This is a genomic window from Pedobacter sp. KH_004 (assembly GCF_057840755.1).
Window position 1 is genome coordinate 2,370,145 of sequence record NZ_CM174519.1, and the last position, 24,780, is coordinate 2,394,924.

20 protein-coding genes are annotated in these 24,780 nt (G+C 35.1%); 3 read left to right on the forward strand and 17 right to left on the reverse strand.

The features are described from left to right. Positions 1–25: 25 nt before the first annotated feature. Positions 26–2,764, reverse strand: a complete 2,739-nt coding sequence (locus AC3ITD_RS10140) for a DUF5695 domain-containing protein (protein ID WP_489366188.1) — start codon at positions 2,762–2,764, stop codon at positions 26–28. A gap of 193 nt (positions 2,765–2,957) precedes the next feature. Beyond that, the gene (locus tag AC3ITD_RS10145; protein ID WP_265802032.1) at positions 2,958–3,146 is read right to left on the reverse strand and encodes a hypothetical protein; all 189 of its coding nucleotides are present in this window, start codon (positions 3,144–3,146) and stop codon (positions 2,958–2,960) included. 340 nt (positions 3,147–3,486) lie between these two features. On the opposite strand from AC3ITD_RS10145, the gene AC3ITD_RS10150 reads away from it, so the two are divergent. Beyond that, on the forward strand, positions 3,487–6,576 hold the full coding sequence (locus AC3ITD_RS10150; RefSeq protein ID WP_265802033.1) for a beta-L-arabinofuranosidase domain-containing protein: 3,090 nt from the start codon (positions 3,487–3,489) through the stop codon (positions 6,574–6,576). Positions 6,577–7,049: 473 nt separating this feature from the next. On the opposite strand, the gene AC3ITD_RS10155 is transcribed toward AC3ITD_RS10150, so the two are convergent. Genes AC3ITD_RS10155 through AC3ITD_RS10190 form a run of 8 tightly spaced genes read right to left on the reverse strand, consistent with a single transcriptional unit; the run spans position 7,050 to position 17,913 of the window. Continuing rightward, positions 7,050–8,423 (reverse strand): 5-methylcytosine restriction system specificity protein McrC, encoded by a 1,374-nt coding sequence (locus AC3ITD_RS10155; protein WP_489366191.1) that lies wholly within the window; start codon positions 8,421–8,423, stop codon positions 7,050–7,052. A 7-nt stretch (positions 8,424–8,430) separates the two neighbouring features. Continuing rightward, entirely contained in the window at positions 8,431–10,383 is a 1,953-nt protein-coding gene (locus tag AC3ITD_RS10160; protein ID WP_489366193.1) for an AAA family ATPase, read from the reverse strand. Between the two features lie 11 nt (positions 10,384–10,394). Continuing rightward, entirely contained in the window at positions 10,395–10,694 is a 300-nt protein-coding gene (locus AC3ITD_RS10165; protein ID WP_489366195.1) for a hypothetical protein, read from the reverse strand. A gap of 31 nt (positions 10,695–10,725) precedes the next feature. Continuing rightward, a complete protein-coding gene (locus AC3ITD_RS10170) occupies positions 10,726–11,622 on the reverse strand; it encodes a hypothetical protein (protein WP_489366197.1) in 897 nt (298 codons plus the stop codon). Further along, positions 11,615–13,012 carry a restriction endonuclease subunit S gene (locus tag AC3ITD_RS10175; RefSeq protein ID WP_489366199.1) on the reverse strand — a complete coding sequence of 466 codons (1,398 nt, stop codon included), beginning with the start codon at positions 13,010–13,012 and terminating at the stop codon, positions 11,615–11,617. The genes AC3ITD_RS10170 and AC3ITD_RS10175 overlap by 8 nt, the downstream gene beginning before the upstream one ends. Beyond that, the gene (locus AC3ITD_RS10180) at positions 12,999–14,621 is read right to left on the reverse strand and encodes an HsdM family class I SAM-dependent methyltransferase (RefSeq protein WP_489366201.1); all 1,623 of its coding nucleotides are present in this window, start codon (positions 14,619–14,621) and stop codon (positions 12,999–13,001) included. The genes AC3ITD_RS10175 and AC3ITD_RS10180 overlap by 14 nt, the downstream gene beginning before the upstream one ends. Continuing rightward, positions 14,621–17,695 (reverse strand): type I restriction endonuclease, encoded by a 3,075-nt coding sequence (locus AC3ITD_RS10185; protein WP_489366202.1) that lies wholly within the window; start codon positions 17,693–17,695, stop codon positions 14,621–14,623. Before AC3ITD_RS10185 ends, AC3ITD_RS10180 begins: the two co-directional genes overlap by 1 nt. Then, positions 17,695–17,913, reverse strand: coding sequence for a helix-turn-helix transcriptional regulator (locus AC3ITD_RS10190; RefSeq protein WP_489366204.1), 219 nt, complete (start codon positions 17,911–17,913; stop codon positions 17,695–17,697). The genes AC3ITD_RS10185 and AC3ITD_RS10190 overlap by 1 nt, the downstream gene beginning before the upstream one ends. Before the next feature lie 277 nt (positions 17,914–18,190). Here AC3ITD_RS10190 and AC3ITD_RS10195 point away from each other — a divergent pair, with 277 nt between their 5' ends. Further along, positions 18,191–18,370, forward strand: coding sequence for a hypothetical protein (locus tag AC3ITD_RS10195; protein WP_489366206.1), 180 nt, complete (start codon positions 18,191–18,193; stop codon positions 18,368–18,370). A 103-nt stretch (positions 18,371–18,473) separates the two neighbouring features. Here the strand turns inward: AC3ITD_RS10195 and AC3ITD_RS10200 are convergent, their stop codons facing one another. Then, entirely contained in the window at positions 18,474–18,716 is a 243-nt protein-coding gene (locus AC3ITD_RS10200) for a helix-turn-helix domain-containing protein (RefSeq protein WP_489366208.1), read from the reverse strand. 268 nt (positions 18,717–18,984) lie between these two features. Here AC3ITD_RS10200 and AC3ITD_RS10205 point away from each other — a divergent pair, with 268 nt between their 5' ends. Further along, positions 18,985–19,467, forward strand: coding sequence for a hypothetical protein (locus tag AC3ITD_RS10205; protein WP_489366210.1), 483 nt, complete (start codon positions 18,985–18,987; stop codon positions 19,465–19,467). Positions 19,468–19,489: 22 nt separating this feature from the next. Here the strand turns inward: AC3ITD_RS10205 and mobC are convergent, their stop codons facing one another. The 6 genes from mobC to AC3ITD_RS10235 form a co-directional block, all read right to left on the reverse strand. Further along, a complete protein-coding gene (gene mobC, locus AC3ITD_RS10210; protein ID WP_489366212.1) occupies positions 19,490–19,900 on the reverse strand; it encodes a plasmid mobilization relaxosome protein MobC in 411 nt (136 codons plus the stop codon). A gap of 319 nt (positions 19,901–20,219) precedes the next feature. Beyond that, a complete protein-coding gene (locus AC3ITD_RS10215; RefSeq protein ID WP_489366214.1) occupies positions 20,220–21,077 on the reverse strand; it encodes a DUF8464 domain-containing protein in 858 nt (285 codons plus the stop codon). 216 nt (positions 21,078–21,293) lie between these two features. After that, positions 21,294–22,505 carry a primase-helicase family protein gene (locus AC3ITD_RS10220; protein ID WP_489366216.1) on the reverse strand — a complete coding sequence of 404 codons (1,212 nt, stop codon included), beginning with the start codon at positions 22,503–22,505 and terminating at the stop codon, positions 21,294–21,296. A gap of 103 nt (positions 22,506–22,608) precedes the next feature. Continuing rightward, positions 22,609–22,896 carry a helix-turn-helix transcriptional regulator gene (locus AC3ITD_RS10225; RefSeq protein WP_489366218.1) on the reverse strand — a complete coding sequence of 96 codons (288 nt, stop codon included), beginning with the start codon at positions 22,894–22,896 and terminating at the stop codon, positions 22,609–22,611. A gap of 245 nt (positions 22,897–23,141) precedes the next feature. Further along, positions 23,142–23,561 (reverse strand): hypothetical protein, encoded by a 420-nt coding sequence (locus tag AC3ITD_RS10230; RefSeq protein ID WP_489366220.1) that lies wholly within the window; start codon positions 23,559–23,561, stop codon positions 23,142–23,144. Continuing rightward, positions 23,558–24,718 carry a tyrosine-type recombinase/integrase gene (locus AC3ITD_RS10235; protein WP_489366222.1) on the reverse strand — a complete coding sequence of 387 codons (1,161 nt, stop codon included), beginning with the start codon at positions 24,716–24,718 and terminating at the stop codon, positions 23,558–23,560. Before AC3ITD_RS10235 ends, AC3ITD_RS10230 begins: the two co-directional genes overlap by 4 nt. Positions 24,719–24,780 lie beyond the last annotated feature (62 nt).

Below are 24,780 nucleotides of genomic sequence, written 5' to 3' on the forward strand. Positions count from 1 at the left end.
TTTCCCAAAAAAGACAGGGATATAATTATTGAATTTTGATCGTTGTTGTAGAAGCTTCAGAAAGTTTAATCATTGTTGCTCCCCGCTCCTGCTTACCCGGCGTTTTAATCTGATAAGTAGCAACACCAGATAATTTTGCAGGCTGAGAAATCCTAACAATTGCTTCAGGTGTAAAATCATCTGCCTTTTGAACCTTTAGCAAAACTTCACCTGATGAAATATTATAACTCAGAGATTCTATTTTTCCTGCATCTAATGCAATCCATAAACCAATTGGAGCAATATAAACTGAAGATTTGGCAGCGTTGGTAAGCTTGACATTTACCTTGTTCCCCTTAATGTCTAAGTTCCCCCCAAAAGCCAGCCAGCCAAAATCCTGATGCTTCAGAATATAAGAAGAAGTATTAACGGCATAGCCAAAAAATCCAGATCCATAATCGCCTGTAATACCATCATTTTTTAAAGTTGACGGATAAGCATGGAAGGCAGCAGGTGCAAATCCATCTTTGGTAATGTTAGAAATGGAGCCCATTAATCCACCATAACCAGTACGTAGAAGGTAAAAATTATCCGGATTTTTTCTGTAGTCCATCAAAACAGGAATAGCGTTTAAGGCAGAACCATAGTGGTGAATCATTCTTTCTACCCGCTGAAGCTTGCCGCCATAAAGAAAATCCCAATAGCGGCGGGCATTGCCATTATATGCCCAATGTGGTAAAACAGGCATATAAGCTAGAATCGCATCAAGGGTAACTCTTGCCTTATCATCGTAGCCAAAATAGTTAGACCATACGTAAACTTCTTCCTGCCCGGTAGAATCCCAAGGCATTTCACTACCAAAAGGATATTGAAGGGAACGCCAGTGATTAGCCCTCTTTTTCATGGCTTCCTCTAATTTTCCTGCCTCATCATTCAAACCTTCGTTTTTCAGGTCATTTAAGATCAAATAGAAAACAGTTCCTTCCATTTGGCCAAATTGTGCATAGTAAGGGGCAATATTTACCATGGCCAAACCGGTTTCTGCAGCATCAATCAAATGCTGTTTCCATGTCGACTGAATCACCAAACCTCTATAATTCCGAGCCAGTCGGTACATCATCCAATGAGCAGCGGCCACATGAGGATAATTGTATGAACGGCCTAAATTATCAGCTTCCTTTTTAGGCCAGGCAGACCATACTTTAAAATTTAAATCAGTTGCGTAGGTGTTTTTAGGCATTGAATCGGGTTCATAGTAAAACAAACTTTTTTTAACACCATATTTTTTCGGACCATCTTTCAGCTGTATTTGTCCGAACATTACAGTATCTACAAATTTTTGCAGCTTATTGATCTCAGCCTGATCAGGCTGCACCAGTTGTTTCATTATTGCTCCTAACCATGAACCTGCTCCACCTTCATCGCTGAGTCCCGCTATCCATGCCCTGTTATCCTGCACCACTTGCTGTTGTTTCTCGTAATCATAAGTAATGGCCGATGGAGATCGTTTAAAAACATCGCCAGGTTGGTCAAACCATTGTTTTGTGGTTAAAAATTTGCCGTAACTGGCAATTACATCTTTTTCAGGAGCAATTACCTTGTAATTAATAGTTTGTTCCAAACCATCTTCATAAACGATAGATAACCTTGCCCTTCCCCATAATTTGCCATTTACAGCATAAGTTTTCCAGCCATTTTTAGTTGTTGGCAAAGCAGCAAAGGTTAAGGCGTTTTTAGGGAAAGAGGTAATCGATTTAATTTTTTTATCATAATGAATAAATAATTTGGCATTAACATCTTGCGCGATTACATATCCGGGAACAGCAACTGCAACTGGCCTTTTATTTTCAATAAGTGTACGTTCTGTATCTTCCGCTTTACCCGATAAAATAAACTGCAAAGCATATGTTTTCGTCTCTCCAGGTTTGATGATGATTGATGTTGGCACATTCCATTGTTCTGCGGTTTTCCATTCAATTTCTGCATATGCTTTGCTATGCACCATCCACTCATAAAAGCCTTCAAAGGCAATTCCCCTGGGTGTGCGATCATCGTTAAGGGGGTTATAGGCTTCGAAAGGAGTTTTGCCTACTGGCGCTACGATTAATGAAGGCGCCTGTCCGCTTAAGCGTGTTACCTGCAAATAACCAGCACCATTGCCAATATATGGATCATAAAAAACATTTTTAGCATGCGTTTGCTCCAGTGTTCTTCCTTCTAATATATTATCAAAAATCATCGGGATACCCAAGGCACCAATTTCTACAGGAGTAGCGGTTTTATTTTTCAGTTCAAATTTTAAAGAAAGTTTGCCATTGTAAACTTCCCAGATCCGCTTTACCGCTAATGGATTATCAGCCGGAAAAGTTGCGGAAAGATCAGCTGCCGCAAATACCTTCCCTGCAACAGGCAATGCCCGAACCTGTTTGCGCTGTGCCGCACTATTATATTTTTTCCATTCTACCTCGCCAGCAATTCTTAATCGAAAATTGATATCTCCAAGATGATACAAACCATCTGAACTCCTCACCTTTAAGCTATCACTCGGCACAAAATCGAAACCCTCCACATTTTTCGGTTTCAAACCCGCTACAGTTTGTGATGATTTTACCAGTTTCAGATTAAATCCACCGGCATCAAACGACAGAAACCCATTATTTAAATCTAACGTAGAAGGCTTTTTTGCCAAGTTAACCCAGGGCGACTGTGCGTTTAAATGGTTAACTGTAAAAGTAAAAATACAAGTTAAAATAAGGGTTTGTAATAGGCGTAAATGTATATTCATGGTTGATTAACGATTAGCTGAAAACATAATGCAAAACCAAAAATAGTCTTAATAAACAAAGGTTTACCAACTCCATTTACTTTAGGTAAAATCGGGAAATAATAGGCTTAATTATGGTTACTATTGAGTTGCTATCTCACAGCTGTTTACCATGATTTTTTCTCCGCACAAAAAGAAACTGATCTTATTGAAATTATTTGATGTTGACTAGCTTGATAAAAAACAGTTTGAATTTCGAAAGCAATCCTAGGCTGGAGATTGCTTCAGAAGTATGCTGTTTTTGCTCCGAAACATCAATAAATTCATGATCCTGTGCTTTAAACAGGCCGAAATGAGAGATAACAAAATCGGACATTGCATCTTTAGGGTTTTCGATTCTCATGCTGATTTGATCAATAAGTTTTTATGGTAGGTGAAGCAATTTTATATTGATGAATGAATTGCTTATCCCAAGGTAGCGAAAAATATTAGAAAATGAAAGAATGGAAACTTTGCAGATTTGCAGATCCCTACAGGCTCACCCGTTTACCGTTAAGCCATTTACAGTTTGTTAAAATCATGTAGCTATCTGATAAAAAATAATCATAAAAGCGCCAATGTTATTTATAATTTTATCCTGATTTAAAATGATTCAGTATCCATTGAAAGTAACGATAATTTGTAACGCCATTATCAGGGATTTATGATCAGGATATAGTAACTCATACAATAACTAAAAACACATGAGCAAATCAATTTCGTTTACCCATAGAAATAAAACTTACCTGGTAGTCTATGCTTTAATCTTATTCCTGTCGATGTGCAATATCAATAAAATTTGGGCACAAAGTGGCGATCAGATACTAGATGGCATTGGCGAGACCGGCATGAGCGCCCGATATATTTTCAATGGAGATTTAAAGGATTGGTCACGAAATAATTTACACGCGAAATCTGCCAGCAATGGCATTAAATTTATAAATGATACACGTTTTGGAGTGGTGCTTTCATTATCTGGCGAAAACAATTCCTTCCTCAACCTGCCATCAGAAGCCTTAAATGATTTAGAATCTTTAAGTATTACAGGCTGGGTATATCTCCGTTCAAAACAATCCGGCCAGTTTCTTCTGGATTTTGGAAAAAACAGCACTCAACATTTTTTTGCTGCCCCTTTTGGGATCCAAAGTGAAGAGGGTTTTCAAGCATACCTTGCAACAGATAAAACTAAAAACAGTGTGGTTTCACCATCATTGCCAGTTAACAAATGGGTAAATTTTGCCATAGTGATTGATATCCCTTCAAAATTAATCATGACTTATTTAGATGGAAAACCGGTAGGCAATACTCAAAATATAAAATTAGATCTCGCTGCTGTATTTGGCCAATCAGGTAAAAACAAAAACGTTCTATACATTGGGAAATCACTTATAGATGGTAATCCAAATCTTAATGCCTTGTTACACGACTTTCGAATTTACCGTGTTCCGCTAAATGGCAGGCAGATTGCAGGCATTTATCGAAATGCGAATAAAGGCGATAATGATAGTCAGGTGAATACGAACAGTAAACCTGAAGATAATCTTCCTGTTTTCGCAACGAATACGGCGCAACTTTACAATGCTAATTTAACCAGTGTAGCGAATGTTAAGGTGACAACGTCAACAGGAAACTTACCAAGATTACCTGCTTATGTTACCGGAACTTATAAGAATACAAGTGCTGGCCCAAAAGTCCGTGTCATCTGGCCTTCACCAACAGATAACGCATCGGTTTTAAAACCGGGTACTTACAACATCATAGGAAGTGTTCCTGGTACAAACTTCAAACCAACCGCAGCTGTTACCGTAAAAGATGCAAATCCGTCCATTTCACCATCATTAAAATTAGAACCTTTTCAGCTAAATCAGGTGTCGCTCAAAACAGATGCAGATGGGCATGAGACAAAGTTTCTCGAAAATCGGAACAAATTTCTAACTACATTAGCTAAAACCGATCCGAATTCATTTCTATATATGTTTCGCCATGCATTCGGGCAAAAGCAACCTGATGAGGCTAAACCTTTAGGTGTTTGGGATACGGAAGATACCAAGTTACGCGGCCATGCAACCGGACATTACCTTTCAGCAATTGCGCAGGCCTATGCAGGCACAACCTATGATCCAGCATTACAAGCGGTCTTCGCCAAAAAAATGGATTATATGGTCAATACGCTTTATGAATTATCACAATTATCTGGTAAACCACAAAAAAAAGGTGGTACTTATATCGCCGATCCTACTGCAATTCCTCCAGGACCGGGTAAAACAGATTATGACTCTGATTTAAGCGGCGCCGGGATCAGAACGGATTACTGGAATTGGGGCAAGGGCTTTATCAGTGCCTATCCGCCTGATCAGTTTATTATGTTGGAGCGAGGCGCAAAATATGGGGGTCAAAAAAATCAGGTTTGGGCACCATATTACACACTACACAAAATTTTAGCAGGTTTAATTGATGTTTATGAAGTAACCGGAAATAAAAAAGCACTTGAAATAGCTTCAAATATGGGCGATTGGGTTTACGCCCGCTTAAGTCGTGTACCGCAGGAAACACTTATAAAAATGTGGAACACCTACATCGCAGGTGAATTTGGTGGCATGAATGAGTCTATGGCGCATTTGTATCGAATAACAAAAAAACCAGAGCATCTTAAAACGGCACAGTTGTTTGATAACATTAAAGTGTTTTACGGCGATACAGCCCACTCGCATGGCTTGGCTAAAAATGTTGATATTTTCAGAGGCTTACATGCCAACCAGCACATCCCGCAAATTGTGGGCAGTATAGAAATGTATCGTGCCTCCAACAACCCTGAATATTATAGAATTGCCGATAACTTTTGGCATAAAATGATTGATGATTACATGTATAGCATTGGAGGAGTAGCGGGTGCACGAAACCCTGCAAATGCCGAATGTTTTATTGCGCAGCCGGCATCGCTTTACGAAAATGGTTTCTCTGAAGGTGGACAAAACGAAACCTGCGCAACTTACAACATGTTAAAATTAACCGGAGATCTTTTTCTTTATGATCAAAGGGGAGAATTAATGGATTATTATGAACGTGGTTTATACAATCACATTTTAGCCTCAGTGGCCGAAAACAGTCCGGCAAATACTTACCACGTTCCACTCCGGCCCGGATCAATAAAGCAATTTGGTAACGCCGACATGACCGGTTTTACCTGTTGCAATGGTACAGCGATAGAAAGTAGTACCAAACTGCAGAATTCGATCTATTTTAAAAGTAAAGATAACCAGGCGCTATTTGTAAATCTATATATTCCATCGGTATTAGATTGGACGGAAAAAAAGATAAAGATTGAACAGATCACGGATTTTCCAAAAAAAGATGAAACCAAATTAATCATAAAGGGCAATGGAAAGTTTGATGTTAATTTGCGTGTACCAGGTTGGGCAAGCAAAGGTTTCTTTGTAAAAATAAACGGAGTAACACAAAAATTCGATGCTAAGCCCGGCAGCTATATCAAATTAAATCGAAACTGGAAAAACAACGATACCATTGAATTGAAAATGCCTTTTACCTTCTATCTCGATCCGGTTATGGATCAGCAAAACGTGGCCAGTTTATTTTACGGGCCCATTTTATTAGCTGCCCAAGAACCTGAAGCCAGAAAAGATTGGCGAAAAATAACGCTTGATGCAAACGATATTAGTAAAAGTATTACAGGAAATGCTGAAGAATTACAGTTTACAATTGGTGATGCTGTATTCAAACCATTTTACAATACCTATGGCCGCCATTCCGTTTATTTAGATGTAACACTGAAATAAGTCTGCATTAAAAACATGCAATACACCGTTTTATACTTAGCCGCTAAACACTAATGAGGATATTTAGGATTTTTAACCAATCCCAAAAACAGCAATGCATTAATTCTAAAATTACAATTTAACCAATAGGCTATCCATCAAGGCTAGGCTTCTTACTGCAGGCCCATTGCATCCCTAAGGCATGATGAAGGCAGGATAAAGGCATCTTAAGGCATACATCATAATTGATCATAAAAAATTGATGGAATAAACTGTATTCGTTAATCCAATTTACACGCTAAAAAAACTGGTGTAAGCAAGCAAAGCCTGTCAATTATTTAGTATAGCTCGTTGATAAACACCGGATAGCTTTTTATAAAATTAAAAAAACATGTTATTTTCCGATACAATATCTAACATATAACTGAATACCAGAACATTACCAACAGCAATCCGTACAGAAGATGTACTTATAACGCTATGATCCTAGACATCTATTTTATATAAGGCATAGGTATACCCAATTTATAAACTTTATTGTAAGCTTTGATTTCAGATGATTCATTTAAAATACATTCGAACTTATAATCATCGGTCAATCTCGTATCAGTTGGATAAATGATTAAACAAGCTATGATGTCTTCTGGGGTTTTAGTTTTTCTTAAAACTTCATAAACCTTATTTAACCGAGCATAACCAGCAACCTGCCTAATATCTTCATGAATATGACTTGAGCGGTAATGCATCTTATATTTAGCATCCACCACCATCTCGCTTCCTTCCTTAGTGATTAAAAAATCTAATGCATTACCGTAAGTAGAAAACTGGAATTTGATCTCACTTTCGTTAAATGCACTTAAAAGATGATGATAAACATATAACTCAAATAATTTGGGCATATCTATCCAAAAAGGTGGGGTTTTAATTTTTTTGCTTTTTGCAGTATTGCTGATATTATAAGCAAAACGTTTCAAAATGTATTGTCCTATTTTAATTGCTTCTTTATATTCCTTAAAAAAGGGATTGTGTCTGATGTTTTTTAAAGCTGCAATTTCTGTTTCATCACTCACCAATTCAAAAGCAGGTTTGCAATAATTGATTAGCTGTTCTAAACTGTTTTCATTGCTAGCAAAAAAACTAGCATTTTGATGGACATAATTGCTACAATAGTAAAGTACTTTTTTAAGAAATCGATTTTCTTGATGGTCTATTCCAAATTGCTGATATTCACAATAGGTTTTGGTTAACCTGTTTTTTAAGACATTTTGTTTAATATTTGCGCCAACTAATATTTTTCCTTTTATCCGATTATTTAAGTTTTCTTGGACTTTGTAATAGGATTTCTTTAAACCTTTTCTAACGATCTGTTTCAGTAAGTTCAAAAACTGAACAACTAGAAAAGGCGTTAAAGCATCATCCTCCTGGTCTATAGGTATTTGTTCAGACTGCCAATCAATTAACGCTAAATTATCGGTGTATCTTGAGATTTCCGGATGTTGGCCAGCATCCATCAAGAGTTTAAGATAATTTAATTGTTTATAATCCTTCTCATCATCATAAATTGGAGTACTGGTCAAATCATGTTCGTGAAACTCTTCTGTATCGGTTTCTTTTTCAAACTCTTTAACCAGTTTAACATTTACCTTAGGTTTTACTTGAATATATCGTTTTCCTCTTATCAACCAATCTACACCAATATAATAATCAGCCTTTAAATAAAGATTATTAGCTTCAACTCTTGCTATAAAGCAGTCATTTCGCTTTTTCTTTGAGGGAAACTTACGAGGTTGTATTAGTGAGTAACCTTCATTTTTAGAGACGTCGAATACAACACTACACTCACAATGTTCTGATAAAACAATTCCCATCTTAATGCTATAAAATAAGATGTGCGTTTTCTATTTTATCAATTTCATCAATAGCCTTTTCGTTTAGAATCCCATCTTTAACGTATTCTCTTAGGATTGGAATAATCTCATATTTAATTCTAATATTGAAATTATCAGGTTCAAGGGTTGCGGTGTCTTTTATCTTCTTTTGAATAAAGTAAGACTGACCTAACCAAACATCCTTTGCTTCGAATTCTGCTGATAAATAATCTCTTTGATTTTCCAATGGAATTGAATTATTTAAAACATAAGTATCATAATTCTTGATAAACAAACTGGCAACTTGTTTAAACAATTCAGTATGAAAAACAATTTCAGCATCGTTCAATTGCTTTGGCAACACATCAACAAAAGCAAAACGTCTTCTAATTGCATAATCTATATGACCAACACTTCTATCCGCTGTATTCATAGTTCCAATAATGAATAAATTTGGTGGTAATATCAGTTTATTATCGCCATCTACAGCGTACATACTGTCAACGCTTTCGCCACGGTACTCTAGCGCATATATCAACTCTCCCAAAACCGAAGAAAGATTAGCTCTATTGATTTCATCTATAATTAAAACATAGTTTTTAAGCGCTGTTTTTATTTCTTTGTTGGTTTGGTTTGAAGGATGTCTCCTTTTAAACTCATAAAACATTTCAACTACTTTAATAAAATAAGTGGCGTGTTGCTTGGTTAACTCTTCCACTCCGTCAAGTTGCTTAACTTGAGCTCTTTCGGTAATGTTTGTAGCAATAATCTTCTGTAATTCAGAAAATTTCATATTCAAGCCCTTGCTATGAGCAATCCAATTATCGCCCTTGTATTTGAAACGCTTTTCGTCAGGTTCAAAAAGATACACTGCATCTGTTAATGAGAATCTTTGCTCATCGCTATCTGCTATTTTTTCTTTAATATCATTGATGAATAAATCGAATAATTCAACATCAGAAACCGATATAGAAACCTGCTCTCTACTTAATTTATAATTCTGTAAGGCCTCATTTGCAAATGCACCCAATACTTTATTTTCAGCTTCGTAAAGTACACCATCTCCATCTGGATTTGGTTTAACCATAATACCCCTTACAAAGTCTTCGTAAGTATATGATGGATGAAATTGAATCAATTTAAATTGATCAGAATTCTCTATACTTTTGCTCGCAATTAATTGTTCATTTGCAATGTATTTTGCAATCGCAGCGCTGTAAGAATCATTTCCCTTAGTAATTGCCCCTTCTTTTTCCCAAACTTTGTTGTTATAAGCCGTAATTATTTCGCCAAATAATGGAACGTAACTTTTTTTAGATGAAGCTATAATGCTAATTCCGGAACTTTCAACCTTTTCAACTTCATATTCTATACGATCTTTGGCACTTGGAAATTTAAGACCAGGTACCATATATTTCACAATTATTTCTTTTGATATAGCAAATTGAGGTATTTCACTTGATATAATGTCTTGAGCGATTGCTTTTGCTAACCTTGTTTTACCCGTACCTGGAGGGCCTTGTAAAATAATTTGCTTTTTGTACTTCAAAAGTTCATTAATTTTGCTTAATTCATCCATAGAATATTTAATCAACAATTCATTAAATTTATTAATATACTCAGCCCCTTTTACTTTTATTATACCTTGTTGTAATGGGTAACTAAATCGATCCTCCTCACCGAGAATTTTAAAAGATGCTTTTGAAATAAAAATCTTATCAAAAAAAGGAATTTCCAGATCCTTAAATTCAGCTTCGAGTTCTGGATGTTCGAGAACAGAAATCCTTTCTTCTAAAACATTAGCAAATGCTAACACCTTAAAGCCATCAGTTAGCAATAACCAATCTCCTGGTTGGTAATTTTTATCAATCCAACCAATAACAAATTGTTTATTCAATAGATAATCATAGAAAAGCGGAGTACCACCGCCCCATCTACAACCTAACTTCCATAACTGCATTATTTTTTATTTTATTTTACCAACAACCCCAAATGCAACAACAACCCCAACGCTGGCGAATGTGTTCTTTTCACAAATGTTTTAAAATTGATTGTTTTAAAGTCTGTTAACAGCAAATAAGCTTGATGAACTTCCTTTAAGTCCATCTTCCATTGCACTCCACTTGTCTTACGGACAAAGCTCATTTCTGAGCCTTCGATTTTTAGAACCTGATATGGCTTTCCGGTTAAACTGCTGAAAGACTTAACAGGTACAATTAATTTGAAAAACTCATCGTAACTAATATTTGGAGTTGTTTTTGTATAAATCATTTTGAACCTACAATTTAGAATCTTGAAATATCTACTTAATAGCAATTAATTTTTCTTTTATATTCTTACTGTAAACTTTTAAAGAAGTTAGAACATCCTGCAAATCTCTCTTTACATTTAAAGCTTCATCTACTCCATAATTGAAATTATTATTTCTGTAGTGCTCGACAGTTGTAGTAGCACTCCTAATACTCGCAATAAACAACCTTTGATTTTCTTTATCCTCAGCATTTAGCGATTTTACGTTTTCAAACAGGGGAATAAGGAATTGAGTATGGAGTTTTTCAACGTTAACTCTCCCACTTCCAATATGGGAGTCAAAAATTGGGAAATGTTTCTCCCAAATAATTTTCATTGCAGCATCTGCATTACAAAACTTTGGAAAATCCGAATACAATTGATCTACATATATTTTCATTTGGTCTTGCCTATTTCCGACAGTTTTGGTATTACTTTCGTTGGAAGAATGGGCTTGAGATAATCTTTTCTCCAAGAAATCAAAATAGTTAAGAAGTTTAACATACTCTTTAACTGTAGTTTGATTATTGTCAAACAAAAATGTATAAGCCTCAAAAACATCTTGGTTATCAATTTTAGTTAAACGCTCAAGTTGATTGGAAGCAAGTATTTTGACCAAGTGATATTCATAAGGATTCGCTAAAATATTTTCGGCCTGCAAGACAAAGTTTTCAGCTTGTTTTTCAGTAGTGGATATTACTTCTTTTAGCAAAATTAAAAGATATCTCATCCTACCAATTAGATATTCTTCTTTTCTCAAATCATCAGTTTGCTTTTCGTGCTTTATTGTTCTTCTAAAAATAAACCAAGCGAACAACACGCCAATAGCGGTAGAAAACAGAGAAATCAATAAATCTGTCCAAAAAGAACCACCACTATCAGGGTAATAGAAATTTCCAATCTTAAACATGTCTTAAATTAATCATCCTTTTATAAACCCCTTCTGCCTCCGCCACCATTCTCAATTCTTCTTCCACCATTTCATAAGCATCTCTAACCGTTACCTGCCCATTCATTAACATAGGCAATATCCAATCTCTTAAGGAAGCTAATTCTTGGTTTTGTTTTAGATTTGATTGCTTTTTATTTTCTAAGGATTGGACATAACCATGATATTTTTCAGTAACATATTTTGATGGTTTTACAATATGATAGGTATCCATAAATGTATCGTATAAGAAATTTTTGATACCACTTGTTTTACCTTCAAAACCAAAGAAGACATTAGCATTATAAAGCCTTTGCCATTCTTGTAGAAAATTGAAAACATATTTTTCATCTTTTAAAGAAATAGCTTTGCAGAAATTTGAGCAAATTACTTTCGATCCAAATCTTTCAAATGTAGCATCTGTCAACAAGGCAATTCTGCCGGTAGATTGTACTGGACTACCGCCAGAAATTTCAATAATAAAATCGTTTGGTTGTAAAGCTTTAGACAGATTATTTTTCAGAATATACCTTTCAGGTGCTTTAACTTCTCCTTTACCATTTAAGCCATTAATATCAGCACCGCGAACACAGTAAACATGTTCTGTATAATTTCCTTCAATTTCTTCTTTTCCCCAATCTCCAGTTTTTGTTTTTGCTACCCAATCATTAAATACAGAAACCTCCCATCCCTTCGGTATGTCTCTTTTCAAAACCTTATTATAAACCATTTCTCCACCAGATGATTTATAAGGTTTGCCACCTACATTTGGGAAATCAAACTGCACAAACCAATAATCGTAAAGCGTTTTGGCCATCGCCTCTAACTCGGCATTTAGTTTATTATTCAGCTCTATTTTATCATCTAAAGCGGAAAGAACAGAAGCGATTTTATTCTGACTTATAATGTCAGGTATAAAAAGCTCAAGTAATTTAAAGTTAGTTGTTGCTTGAGCTAATGCAGGTACTCCAACATGATTTTTAAAAGACAGAAGCTTCTTTTGACCATATTTACTAATCATTAAATAGGCAAAATAAATTGGGTTAACAGAATCTTTAAATCTAACCCTAAATTGACTTTGAGAAATCACATATCTTTCAAACTTAGAGTCAAATGGAATATATGCAACTTGGCCTAAGGTTCCTCGATGTGTAATTACAATATCACCTCGTTTTGCATTAGCTTTTCCCAACGAATTTGCCTTCGCCTCTGTTATATATTTGAAACCGTCCTCAACCAATTTATGACTTGTCAGGTTTGAGCCATTTAAAACAGGAACACCAAATGAAATAAAATTGTCTATTTTAATATTAGAACCAAATGGCCCCATTGATATCTCAAGGATATGCTCTTTCAAACTAACCTCTTTCATACCTCAATCCCTTCAATTGCTTCTGAATTTCAACATCCAAAACATTTCCCTCAGCAAAGAGACTACTCAGTGTATTCTCAAAACCCGTCATCTTTTCTTTGAACTCCTCAGCCGTAATATCTACATAATCAATCTTCACTTCAAAATACTGACCCGCAGAAAAAGAATAGTTTTTCGCTTTAATCTCCTCGGCAGATACTACCACGCTGAAATCATCCTCCGCCACTTTTTCATTCATCGCATCAATAATGCGTTGTTCTTCTGTTGGTGTTAAAACAGTACGTTGGTTTTTACCTTCCTTAATGGTATCGCCCAATTTACTGGCATCTACAAATACAATATGTTCGTCATCGGCTCGGTTGTCTAAAAACAAAACACTTACGTTTGTTCCTGTACTGGCGAAGATATTACTCGGCATACTTACTACACCACGTAACAGTTTACGCTCAATCATCGCTTCTCGAATTTTACGTTCTATGCCACTTTGTGCAGTAATAAAACCTGTCGGCACAACGATAGCACCCTTCCCACTTGTACTTAAGCTGTACATAATGTGCTGAATAAATAATAGGTAAATGGCCATGCTTTCTTTTTTGGCTTTCGGGATATTGGGAATGCCGGCAAAGAAGCGGGTTTTGTTGATGTCTTTATCTAAGGCTACGCTAAAATCAGAGAAATCTAATTTAAAAGGCGGATTAGAAACAATATAATCGAATTTCTCTTCTCGATAGTAAGGTTCTAAGATGGTATTGCCTTTAATAATGTGCGGTATGCTATGGCTCAAATTGTTTAGCACCAAATTTAAACGCAACATATTGCTGGATTTTTGCGAAATGTCTTCGCTATAAATACTGCAATTATCCTCACCAATGGCATGGGCAATGTTCATCAATAAAGTGCCAGAACCTGCACTTGGGTCGTATACCTTAACACCCTTTGGTTTATCATTAACCATTATGCTTGCCATAATCCTAGCTACTGCATGTGGAGTATAATATTCCGCATATTTACCACCACTATCAGTGTTGTAATCTTTAATGAGATATTCGAAAATGGTCGCAAAGAAATCATATTTCTCATTAAACATTCCTTCAAAGCTAAATTCAAACAACTTGCTGATTAAAGCTTTACAAAAAGCATCACGCTGCGAAGCAGAGCTAACAAACTGGCTTAGCTCATCAAACAATTTTAATTTTGAGCCATCAGCTTCTTTCACTGAGTATACATCAGCATTGTTAAAACTGATTTCTCTCAATGTATCATCGAATAGTTTGGCAAAATCGTTACCATTTTGTTTATTATGTAAATAAGTAATGGTCTGGTGCGGATATAACTGTGGTGTATTGGCATCAATAAAAGCCAAAAGAAAATTATATTGCTCTTCATCCAATGCTTCTAATGCTTCCTGAAAGTTCGATGTATTGCCTAGTTTAAAATCTTCCAGCTTTTTAGCTTCATAGGCAAACTTATCGTTCATGAACTTATACAAGAAAACCTGCGTAATAATTTTAAACTCGTTGCCATCGTTGCCCAATCCATAATTGGCACAAACACTCTTTAAGCTATCTATTAGCTGTTTGGTTTTAGTGATAAATGTTAAATCGGTCATTAAATGTAATTATTATATTGTTGCAGGTATTCGCCAGCAATCATTGTGTTAATTGTTTTGGTCGTATTATAATCTAATTTGATGTTTTGTTTTTTTACAAACTCGGTTGCTACCAAGTTGAGTAGATAACGGTTGAAAAAAGCTTCGTTATCCATAATGTTACGGTTATTGAGTAATTGGTCGTCGGTTTGTTGCTTTACATTCATCAATGCTTGGTGCAACTGAATTTCTTTAGCAGAGATGCCTTTGTTTTCTACCAAACGTTTATGTAAACGGGCATATTTTTCATCTTGCTCGTACTTGGCTTTTAGCAGGTTGTTTTTACGATTGAGTTCTGTTACCCTATCATATATGGATTGCAAGAGCAGGATATTATCTCGCATATCTTCTTGGTCTACTTCACCCAAATTCTTTTTCTTAAATATGCGTTCCAATTCTTCGCGTAGTGAGATAAACGAAGGGTCTTTCTGATCAAAATTGAATAACAACGCCTCTCTGGTACGCTTCAATTGTCCACGCAGTTGATCGGCCAGAATGAGTTCTTCTTCGCTTACTTTGGTAAACAAGAAGATCACGTCTTCTAAAGCGGAATTAAGCAAATTGGTGGTATCGGCTTCGTTGTTGATGTTATCGATCAAATTGAGTTTATCCAATTGTGCCTTCGCCACACTTAGCAATTGGTTCAGTTTAAAGAAATTGAGTTTATCCAGCTGTTCATCCAACCCTTTTAAACGGATAATATTTTTAAGCTCCTTGGCGTTGCTGAGCACTTTAACCAGTTCCAGCAAATCCTTTTTCTCTTTAATTTCGCTTACCTGCTGACTAAATATTTCAGCATTTAAGGCATCAAAATGAAAAAGCTTTTCTTTTATTTCCAAAATTTCTGCATCAATCTCTTCTTGCGTTTTAAAAAGATTGCTGTAGTTGGTCATTTCATTACCCAACTCATACTGAAGCTCCTTAAAGTAATTATCGTTTGTTTCCCTAAAAGCCGAGCTGATGTCCGCAAAATCAACCACATAACCGTATTTATATTTTTTATAAGGCCGGTTCACACGGGTTAAAGTTTGTAGCAAATTATGATCCTTAACAACCCTCGCTAAATACAATTTCTTTAACCTTTTGGCATCAAAACCAGTTAACAACATGTTAAAAACGAACAAAATATCAATTTCACCCGCCTTAAATTGTATAACCTGTTCTTTTCGGTCGTCTTTAGAATTTACATCATGCAGAATTAAAGCGCCTTTTAAATCTTTTTTGCTTTTACCATAACCTTCAATTGGTTCAGCCACCATCCCTAATGATTGCACTTCTTGTAAGCCGTACAATTCTTCGAAATAATCAAATAAACCTTTAGCCTGTTTACTGGTATCACAAACTACCATTGCGCCCAAGCTATTGTCGCCTTCGGTTTTTCTAAATTGAATTAAATCTTTAACGATATAATCCAACATCGGCCGAACAAATTTCTTATGCGCAAATACTTCACTCTTATCGATATCGCCCTGCAATAATTTAATCTGTTCTAGCACCTCCTTCATTTGCATTTTGTAGGTGGTATCAATCCCTTCCCGAATTAAACGCAAGGTATAGCCATCAGCGATGGACATATTGTAATAATACTTGTGGATATATTCGCCAAACAGTGCTTTGCTATCAAATTCTTTAGCAACTTCCCTCAACAAAGGCGTTCCTGTTAAAGCAATTTTAATGGCGTCTTCATCAGAACGAAGTAGGTTTACCAGCGCAGTTCCTTTTGGATTATAACCGCGGTGTGCTTCGTCGATAAAGTATATCCGTTGAATATTTATATCGTAAGCCAAATCTTTTACGGCAACGGTTTCCTCGGTAAACTTTTGAATGTTGACAACAGATATTTCCCTATCACCAGAGCTGTTATGTACAACACTTACTTTTTTGATATCCTCTAAAAACTCGGTTCTGGAATTTACACGATTAACAACCAAACCTCTGTTGCCGAACTCAGTATGGGCTTGGTTGGCCAGATCAATCCGATCTACAATAAAATAGAATTTAGGGATAATGTTTCTCTTTTGGTAATAATCTGTTAGAAACTTAACATTGTAATATGCCAATGCCGTTTTACCACTGCCTTGGGTGTGCCAGATAATGCCTTTTTTTATACCTTCGTTCAGCTTCTGTTCTATTGCTTTCGTAGCAAACATTTGCGGATAACGCATAATATGTTTATGCGTAACTAGTTTGCCTTTAAACTCTTCATCAACATAAGCAATAGCATATTTCAAAATAAATGCTAACCGATCCTTACTTAGTAATGAAGTCAATAATGTATTTGTAGGGCTATTGTAGTGCTTATTAATAATAAACTCTGGCGAATGTTTGATTGCGATAATATTGTTATCTTTCAATACAAGATTCTCAACTTCATCATTTTCTGGTGCCAGTAGTGTGGTCAGATTTAAATTTTCTTCCTCTCTAAAATAGTTGAATTGTAAATCCGCATTAGCCGATGTTGCGTAATATGCGCCCTGCAAAGGTTCTATAACCCCATCTTCATAAGGCATGTTGTTAGAGAACAACATCATTTGGGTGATGTTAGCAAAACGCTTAAATTTCTTATTCTTGTACCGGTCGTTAATGCGCTTACGTTCTGCTAATACCCCATCTTTATTATTTGGCTTTTTAACTTCAATAAATACCAACGGCATTCCATTGACAAACACTGTTATATCTGGCCTAAATTCATCTTCTCCATTTCTACACGTCAGTTCTGTGGTAACATGGAAACTGTTGTTGTTAAAATTTCCAAAGTCGATTAGCTTAATGCCTGAGGTTGTGGTTAAACTTTTATAAAACTCCCGACCTAAATCATCAAAATCAAGTTTTAGGGTTAGCTCGGCCAATAAGCGCTCAATTTCATGCACATCAACACCGGGATTAATTTTACTGATGCTCAGTATAAATAGATCCGGGAAAATATTCGTTTCTTCAATCCTATCATGTTTGCTTCTGACTATATAGGTATAACCTAAGCGCACTAAGTGTAACAACGCAGGTATTTTTACTCTAGAGTCTTCGTTAAAATACATTAAGTGTGTTTAATTTGTGTTGAATTGATTAAGTCTCTTACGTCGACTTTTAGAAGTTCAGCAATAATGACCAGATTATCCATTGATGGCTGAACCTCATTAGTACACCAGCGAGAAATAGTAGTCTCATTTTTGTTCAATTCAACTGCTAGCCATTTATTGGTTTTGCCTTGTTCAGCCAAAACAGCTTTAAGACGGTTTATTGCCTTATTCTTCATGATAATCTGCATTATATGTGGATAAATCTACATTTTAGCTTTCAATAAAAAAAGGATTATTTATCTATAGTATGTAAATCAACGCTATAAAAGATGAAGGGCGGACTCCAATAAGCTTAATGGTATACCGAGCGACAAATTACATTTAAAAGTAATTAGGGGTGATTTTCGAAAACCATTATAACAAACAAGCCGATACAGATGCAATGTGACTTCCCTCATTCATAAATCAAGCATAATTTAGATATCTTTACAGGATTTAATAACTTTTTGTATTATGAATAATGATAAAAAAGAATACCCAATAAATGGCATTGAGCAAGATTGTATTTCAAAAAAAAGCAGAAAGATTCTGGCTTATGTGAGCAACATTGCGGGAATAAAAAAATTCGCAAAAAAACAAATTAATAGACGCTTCCGAAGATTCAATAAACAATATATCGGAAATCCTGCGTAATATCGGGGCTTATTTATATCACGTAAACCTTTCCTAGTTATGCATAACTGGATTAGAACTATTCCCGGGCTTTATTTTTTATAATCTACAAGAAATCTCAACACTAAATAGCCTCTTCAGGAAAGAAATCCTTAAAAGGCACATCCAGCTCCTTAGAAATTCGATTAAGATGATTAAGGTTATATTTGGCTATGTGTTTAGGATTTTCCACATTTCCAATAAAACCTACGGAAAGCTCAATAAGATGGGCAAGTTTGGCCTGAGAAATACCTCTTGAATTACGGATTTCTTTGACTTTGTCAATAACATATTGCTCAATATCGGAATTCGCTGACCCTCTCTGCATATCTATATGCAAGTATGAGGAAGTACGCAGTCGAAAACACCTACATATATGCGAGTATTTTATTATCTTCGCTTATGAAGTTAATCACATTTATCCTTGCAATATTTATTACAACAGGGGTTACAATGGCAGAAAATATGACCGGAAATCCGGGTCGAGGTCTGCTATATGTTGCGCTGACATGGGGTTTGTATTTCTTAATCAATAGAAAATCAAAAAAAACCTAGCATAAGACTAGAACCAGTTCACTAATGATCATACTCATATAATGCAAAATGACTTTACTCGGCAGCTTATATTAAAAATTGTATGCCGCACTTTATTCGAAGATGTCCAACTTAAGGAGGATAAACTTTATTTTAGTAACGACTTTATTCAGGAACAGAACTCTTTCCTTCGTTCCAATAGCTTTCAAAATCAATGGCTCAGAGTTAACATTGTTCAGACGCTATTTGAGCTTGGGGACGAAAAACGTGCTTCACTAAAAGCCTTTTATTTAGATAGCATATTTATTCTTAGGAATTTAATGGTGTTTCAAAATGATGGTATAAAACCCTCAGATGAAAAGATAGCAGAGTATTTAGATACTCTGCTAGACATATTTTACAATGAGGATATCGTAGAAGGCATTTTGATCGAATGTATCTGCAATAAGGTAGAAGACCTAATTGCAATCTCGGATGAGTACTTAATTAAGACCTATATCAGACGAGAAGATTTTGATGAACTTGTTGAATTTTACCAAAGTTAAATTGGACTTAATGCCAATTTAGTCATTTTGCTAATTCCCGATAAATTTTTCTAAGACACTCATTATGTTGAATAAATAGTCCAGTGAATTCGCTCAATAGCTTATTATACACCATCAAAAGTTCCTCAGGAAAATTATGTTTAGTGTTGCAATACTTAGCTATTTGATTAATATTGTTACCGACTCTATATATATCACCAGATCCTTCTTCAATTGCTTTCATGATTTCTCGGCGTTCGCAGTAGGTGAGTTTACCTTCTACAGTGTTAGTGATGAAGTTATTCAAAGGGTTGTTCTTCTCCTTGCAAAGGTTAACCCATTTATCCTTTATTCCTTGATCTAATCGAAGAGTTATTCTTGCAGGCTTTTTCCTGTTTGGAATGTTTTTTTCATATTCAATTATTAAAATGAGTTCCGAGTTTTTAAGTTCCATTTCTCCCGAAATGGCAAAAGTTTGAGCCGTCGCTTTATTTATAAAGTGGACGTCACAAAGTACATCTTGCAGTGCAAAAAATACAAAGCAAATCCCAGGCGTATCGCCGGATTAATGACCACTTCATTTTATACATTTGTATATTTTTGATTTTTATACATTTGTATATATTTTCTGTCTCTCTGGTTTATATATTTGAATATATCCTAAACTGGTCATGTTTATACATTTGTATATTTTTTATGGGCTTTGGTTTTATATATTTATATATTTTCTAAACCATCCGTTTTTATATATTTATATAAATCACAAAGGATCCTTACACGAGTGATTTATGCTTAAGATATTCGTTTACATCTTTAAAATTCAAATAAAGGTGGTTTAATGAAACGACCTTTCCTGGGAATTTTGTCAGACATGCCTTAGTTGCCCACTTGCCTGATTCGTCGTTATCAAGCGCAGTATAAATTGTTTTATAATTGTTAATTTGGGAGTCTATCCGAGGCAACATCATCGTTGAATTTAAAATTAGAAAATCGTTGGAAGGTTCCACTTTGGGGTATAGTGTTAAAAACGCTATGAAATCTGACCACGATTCGAACACCACGCAGGAACTAGACCCATTCTCAATTCTTGTTATGTCCTTTTTTCCAAGGCAGAGTTTAGCATATTTATTCCTAACCTCATATCCATCGCTTAGATTTTTAAATGAGATTCCGAAGTATTTTTTATTGTTTACTTCATAATATATTTCCGCACAGTACTTTTTACAATAGTCTATATTTAGTTTCCTCCCTATTAGATAATCGATCAATATGGGATTCTGTAATTCCTGCATTATTTTGATGCTACTATGATTTTCTTTTTTTATCTCTCGTTCGATTGAGGAAATTGGCTGTTGAAAAGAAAAAGTACCATTATTATAATTACGCACAATTTGGCTAACGGTGAAATCGGGGTTAAGCTTTAAGATTAGGTCAATCAGTGTTCCTCCCTCATTATTATTTCCAAAATCAATCCAAAGATTAGAACTTGAAACTTTCATACTGGGACTTTTTTCATGTGGCCTCAGTGGAGAATAATACATGTAATATCCATTGAATGTTCTAGCTGGATGGATTCCAATGGTAGCTAAATAGTTCACTATGCTGGTTTTGTTTATTTCTTTGGGTGACATATTACACTATTTTTTGTTGTTTTGTTGACAATACAAAGTAAAACGTTGATCCTTAGATTTTTAATCCATCAACGATCTATCAACAAAGGATCATACTTTGATGATCCAAGTTGATAACATAATTTTATTGACAGGGACCTTTGTTGATTGTTGATGGATTGTTGATAGTTTGTTGATCAATTAATTATTTAATAATTAGAATGTTAAGTATCCCCATCAACAAATCATCAATATTGTAGAAATCTCAGACTTGTTTATAGAATAATAGCGCCCCTTTAATGGCACCTGATAAACTATTCCTGAGGTATCATATTTGTATGCTATGTAGTTATAAGCATTATCTTGTATTCTCAGGTGCCAATTATCTAAAATCCGTTTGACTTCACCTCGATTTACCCGGACATTATTACTACGGAGTAATTCGATTGCATCCTTATTTGTAAAGTGAAAGTCTTCAATATCATGATTATCCAATATTTCAGTAATAATCTCCAATAGCTCCGATTCAACCTTGTTTCTAAATCTTCTTTTTATTCTGGTTAAAGATTCCGTAGTCAAGTCTTCAGGAGCAAACCACATTCTACTTTTCCTTTCACTGGCTATTTTCCGAGTTTTTAAAAAATGAACAAAGGCGGGTACTTGCGCTTTGAGTCTTTCAAGCATTAGAGGATCAGCATGCTCTAACGGATGCACTTTTCTGATCCAATAGCGTGTTTCTAAGGGATCAATAAAAATGAAATCATCTTCGTTGTTTGAGCATAGTATGAATTTGCCAAAAAACTCAACCTCAGTTCGATCAATCCCCTTAGATTCAACCTTATATGATTTAGCTGTAGAAAGGTTCTTAATTTTTTCAGAATCTTCCTTTCTGTCAAGTAGCACTTCATCAACCGCAATGATTAATTTGTTTACCCATGAATCATTAAAATTCGATCTGAAGTCCTCATTGTTATTATAGGTCATATTTGCACCAAAGATTTCTTTCAACAAGTTTAAGAAGGTCGTTTTTCCAGTCCCTCTTTCCTTACTTACTAGACACAAAATTGGCAACCGTTCAGTTGGTTTCTGAAACAGTATTGTCAAGTAATCTACTGCTATCTGCAATTGATCTTGAAATATGTGTTTTAAAAACATTTCAACAGCATCATAGCGACCTTCATCAGGTACAACGGTTAGTGGTTCGTATTGATTATAGAATCCCTTAAACGAACGCATATATTTTAAATGATCTGGTATGTTGCAGAAACCATCATATTTTGGCATTTTTTCAAATAACTGAATCCACTTTCTTCCATAATCTTGTTTTATGACGTCAAGTGACCAGGGACATAAGCATTCAACAAAGTCTCCAGATAATAAGGGCTTTTGAATTTTTTTATAATAGGAGGTCCTAACCCTTATAAAAGGGAAGTCGGAATTTTCATTCATGAAGTTTAAATTATTGCATTAAAGAATTGAAAATCTTATCTTTGGACTGAGCAGTCAAATAGATTTTCCTTGATTAAATAAAGTGAATATTACCGTATTCACTTTATTTTTTTCCCGCCAAGTAGTTAAACGCATCTTTTGTGGAATCTGATTCACATTTATGACTATTATGCAGCAGCCAATTATCAATCTTCTTTCTTTCGAAAAATAGTTTATTTCCACCTCCCTCTGGTTTAGCATAGGGAATGCGAGACGTGTGGACCAATTTATAAATATAACTTTTTGAATACCCCGTGTATTCAACAAGTTCTTCGACATTTAGAATGTCTTTTAACCCAAACATGAATTTTTCAATCCGGTTTAGCTTATGTAATATTAATTCATTTTCCATTTTTACTTTCTTTAATTTGACTTATAGTACCAAAGAAAAGCAATAGAAAACTCCCTATCCATAGGGAAATAGAGCAGATACCGTTATCTCTTAAATCTGCTCTATATTTTTGAATTAACCCATTTAGAAAAGCTATTATCCATTTTATCTTCCAAAAGTACTTTCCCATCTTTTGTGAAGGATCGGCAGACAAATTTTATAAACCGTTTTCTTCTGAAAGTGCTATAATGTATAATTCGGCTATCCTAATCATAAAGCAAGTCAAATATGGATTGTTGATTTATCCCTTTTGTCCTTACTATTTTGTGGACCCAGTTTATTCTCTCGTCACCTTTTTGCTCAAATATTATAATAGAGTTGAACGTATCGAATGTACAATCAATTTTTTTCTCTTCTAAAAGTTCGCAGTAAACCATGTAAAGATCAATATGTATTCCTACTTGAAATGAAAGCGATGCTGGCCTTTCATTACTAATTATGTATGTGGTACCATCATCAGGACGAAATCCTGCTTGGAACATCTTATAGCTTTTAATTTCGCTAAATATCTGACCTCGTATGTAACGACTTAATGGACCGTTTAATTCTTTTTTCAAAAAAGATATCGAAGATATTTCTTCTTTTATGATCTTACGAATTTCTTCTCTTAGTTCTTCTGATGTCATATCGATAATTGGGTTAGTTCAGGGATGATGTGTGCAGACTCTCTCATTTTTTCATCTACAATCTTCGCATAAATTGCGGTAGTTTTTATTTCTTTATGTCCGAGACGCTTCTGCACGGTATACAAGTCTGCTCCGTTTTCTAATAGAAGAACCGCATTGGTATGCCTAGCACTATGAAATGTGATGTGCTTAAAAACCGATGCCCTGTTGCACCACCGCACTATTTCATTATTATAAACAGCACTATATTTTAATCCAATAAAAACACGGTCGCTATTTCCATGACGGGCACCTAGTAAATCCCTAGCCTGCTTAGATATGTACAAGTACTCCACACCATCTGTTTTTTCTTGCCTAAAATTAACTCGAAAAAGATTTGGTCCTTCATCACGAACCTCCGACCACATTAGTGTATTGCAATCAGACCATCTCAATCCGGTTAAGCATGAAAATATAAAGGCACTTTTTAGTATTGGATATTTACATGGAGTGTTAACCAGATTCTGAAGCTCATTGAATGTCAAATATTCTCTTTGGCTTTCAGCTTGCTCAAAGCCCTTTACTTTATTAGCATAATTTACAGCTAGATAGCCTTCATCAAATGCACTGCGTAAACAAGCTTTGAACTTATTATAGTAAGTATATTTAGAATTTGCGGACAAAAGGAGCTTGCTCTTAGTTCGAGCTTCAACATTAAAATAATACCGTACCCTCTTAATAAAATCATCGTTAATTTCATCGAATATAAGATTGGGACTAATGACATTCTTTAGGTGGATGTAGGCAGAAGTCCAGGTGCCATAGTTCTTCACTGAATTGACTTTGTCGTCTGTCTGCTCTTTAAAGTAATCTAGAAAAGGTCTCTTGGCTTTAATATTATTCTTAATCCCATATTTACCTTGAGCAAAATTTGCTTTTCGAATTGCAAAAACGTCTTCAGCAAAAGCAAGGTTTTCTTTGTTGTTTTTCTTTTCACTAGCAGTTTTAGGATCTAGATATTGGTAACGTTTGAGATATTCGAATTCTCTAATATGTATGCGTTTACCATTTTCATCTATGGTAGAGCCCTTGTAACACTCGATATAAAGGCTTGCCATACCATTTTTTAGTTTCTTTTCCTTAAGTGTTATTTTCATCTTTTGTTTATAGGTGTACATTTGTACATCTATTTTGTTAAGAGATGTACATTAAGTGTAACGAATATAGCAATAAGGTATAA

What these genes read in the sequence shown, in the direction of transcription:
- AC3ITD_RS10140 (WP_489366188.1), bottom strand. Translation starts at nt 2,764, where the DNA reads ATGAATATACATTTACGCCTATTACAAACCCTTATTTTAACTTGTATT.
- AC3ITD_RS10145 (WP_265802032.1), bottom strand. Translation starts at nt 3,146, where the DNA reads ATGAGAATCGAAAACCCTAAAGATGCAATGTCCGATTTTGTTATCTCT.
- AC3ITD_RS10150 (WP_265802033.1), top strand. Translation starts at nt 3,487, where the DNA reads ATGAGCAAATCAATTTCGTTTACCCATAGAAATAAAACTTACCTGGTA.
- AC3ITD_RS10155 (WP_489366191.1), bottom strand. Translation starts at nt 8,423, where the DNA reads ATGGGAATTGTTTTATCAGAACATTGTGAGTGTAGTGTTGTATTCGAC.
- AC3ITD_RS10160 (WP_489366193.1), bottom strand. Translation starts at nt 10,383, where the DNA reads ATGCAGTTATGGAAGTTAGGTTGTAGATGGGGCGGTGGTACTCCGCTT.
- AC3ITD_RS10165 (WP_489366195.1), bottom strand. Translation starts at nt 10,694, where the DNA reads ATGATTTATACAAAAACAACTCCAAATATTAGTTACGATGAGTTTTTC.
- AC3ITD_RS10170 (WP_489366197.1), bottom strand. Translation starts at nt 11,622, where the DNA reads ATGTTTAAGATTGGAAATTTCTATTACCCTGATAGTGGTGGTTCTTTT.
- AC3ITD_RS10175 (WP_489366199.1), bottom strand. Translation starts at nt 13,012, where the DNA reads ATGAAAGAGGTTAGTTTGAAAGAGCATATCCTTGAGATATCAATGGGG.
- AC3ITD_RS10180 (WP_489366201.1), bottom strand. Translation starts at nt 14,621, where the DNA reads ATGACCGATTTAACATTTATCACTAAAACCAAACAGCTAATAGATAGC.
- AC3ITD_RS10185 (WP_489366202.1), bottom strand. Translation starts at nt 17,695, where the DNA reads ATGTATTTTAACGAAGACTCTAGAGTAAAAATACCTGCGTTGTTACAC.
- AC3ITD_RS10190 (WP_489366204.1), bottom strand. Translation starts at nt 17,913, where the DNA reads ATGAAGAATAAGGCAATAAACCGTCTTAAAGCTGTTTTGGCTGAACAA.
- AC3ITD_RS10195 (WP_489366206.1), top strand. Translation starts at nt 18,191, where the DNA reads ATGAATAATGATAAAAAAGAATACCCAATAAATGGCATTGAGCAAGAT.
- AC3ITD_RS10200 (WP_489366208.1), bottom strand. Translation starts at nt 18,716, where the DNA reads ATGCAGAGAGGGTCAGCGAATTCCGATATTGAGCAATATGTTATTGAC.
- AC3ITD_RS10205 (WP_489366210.1), top strand. Translation starts at nt 18,985, where the DNA reads ATGCAAAATGACTTTACTCGGCAGCTTATATTAAAAATTGTATGCCGC.
- mobC (WP_489366212.1), bottom strand. Translation starts at nt 19,900, where the DNA reads ATGGAACTTAAAAACTCGGAACTCATTTTAATAATTGAATATGAAAAA.
- AC3ITD_RS10215 (WP_489366214.1), bottom strand. Translation starts at nt 21,077, where the DNA reads ATGTCACCCAAAGAAATAAACAAAACCAGCATAGTGAACTATTTAGCT.
- AC3ITD_RS10220 (WP_489366216.1), bottom strand. Translation starts at nt 22,505, where the DNA reads ATGAATGAAAATTCCGACTTCCCTTTTATAAGGGTTAGGACCTCCTAT.
- AC3ITD_RS10225 (WP_489366218.1), bottom strand. Translation starts at nt 22,896, where the DNA reads ATGGAAAATGAATTAATATTACATAAGCTAAACCGGATTGAAAAATTC.
- AC3ITD_RS10230 (WP_489366220.1), bottom strand. Translation starts at nt 23,561, where the DNA reads ATGACATCAGAAGAACTAAGAGAAGAAATTCGTAAGATCATAAAAGAA.
- AC3ITD_RS10235 (WP_489366222.1), bottom strand. Translation starts at nt 24,718, where the DNA reads ATGTACACCTATAAACAAAAGATGAAAATAACACTTAAGGAAAAGAAA.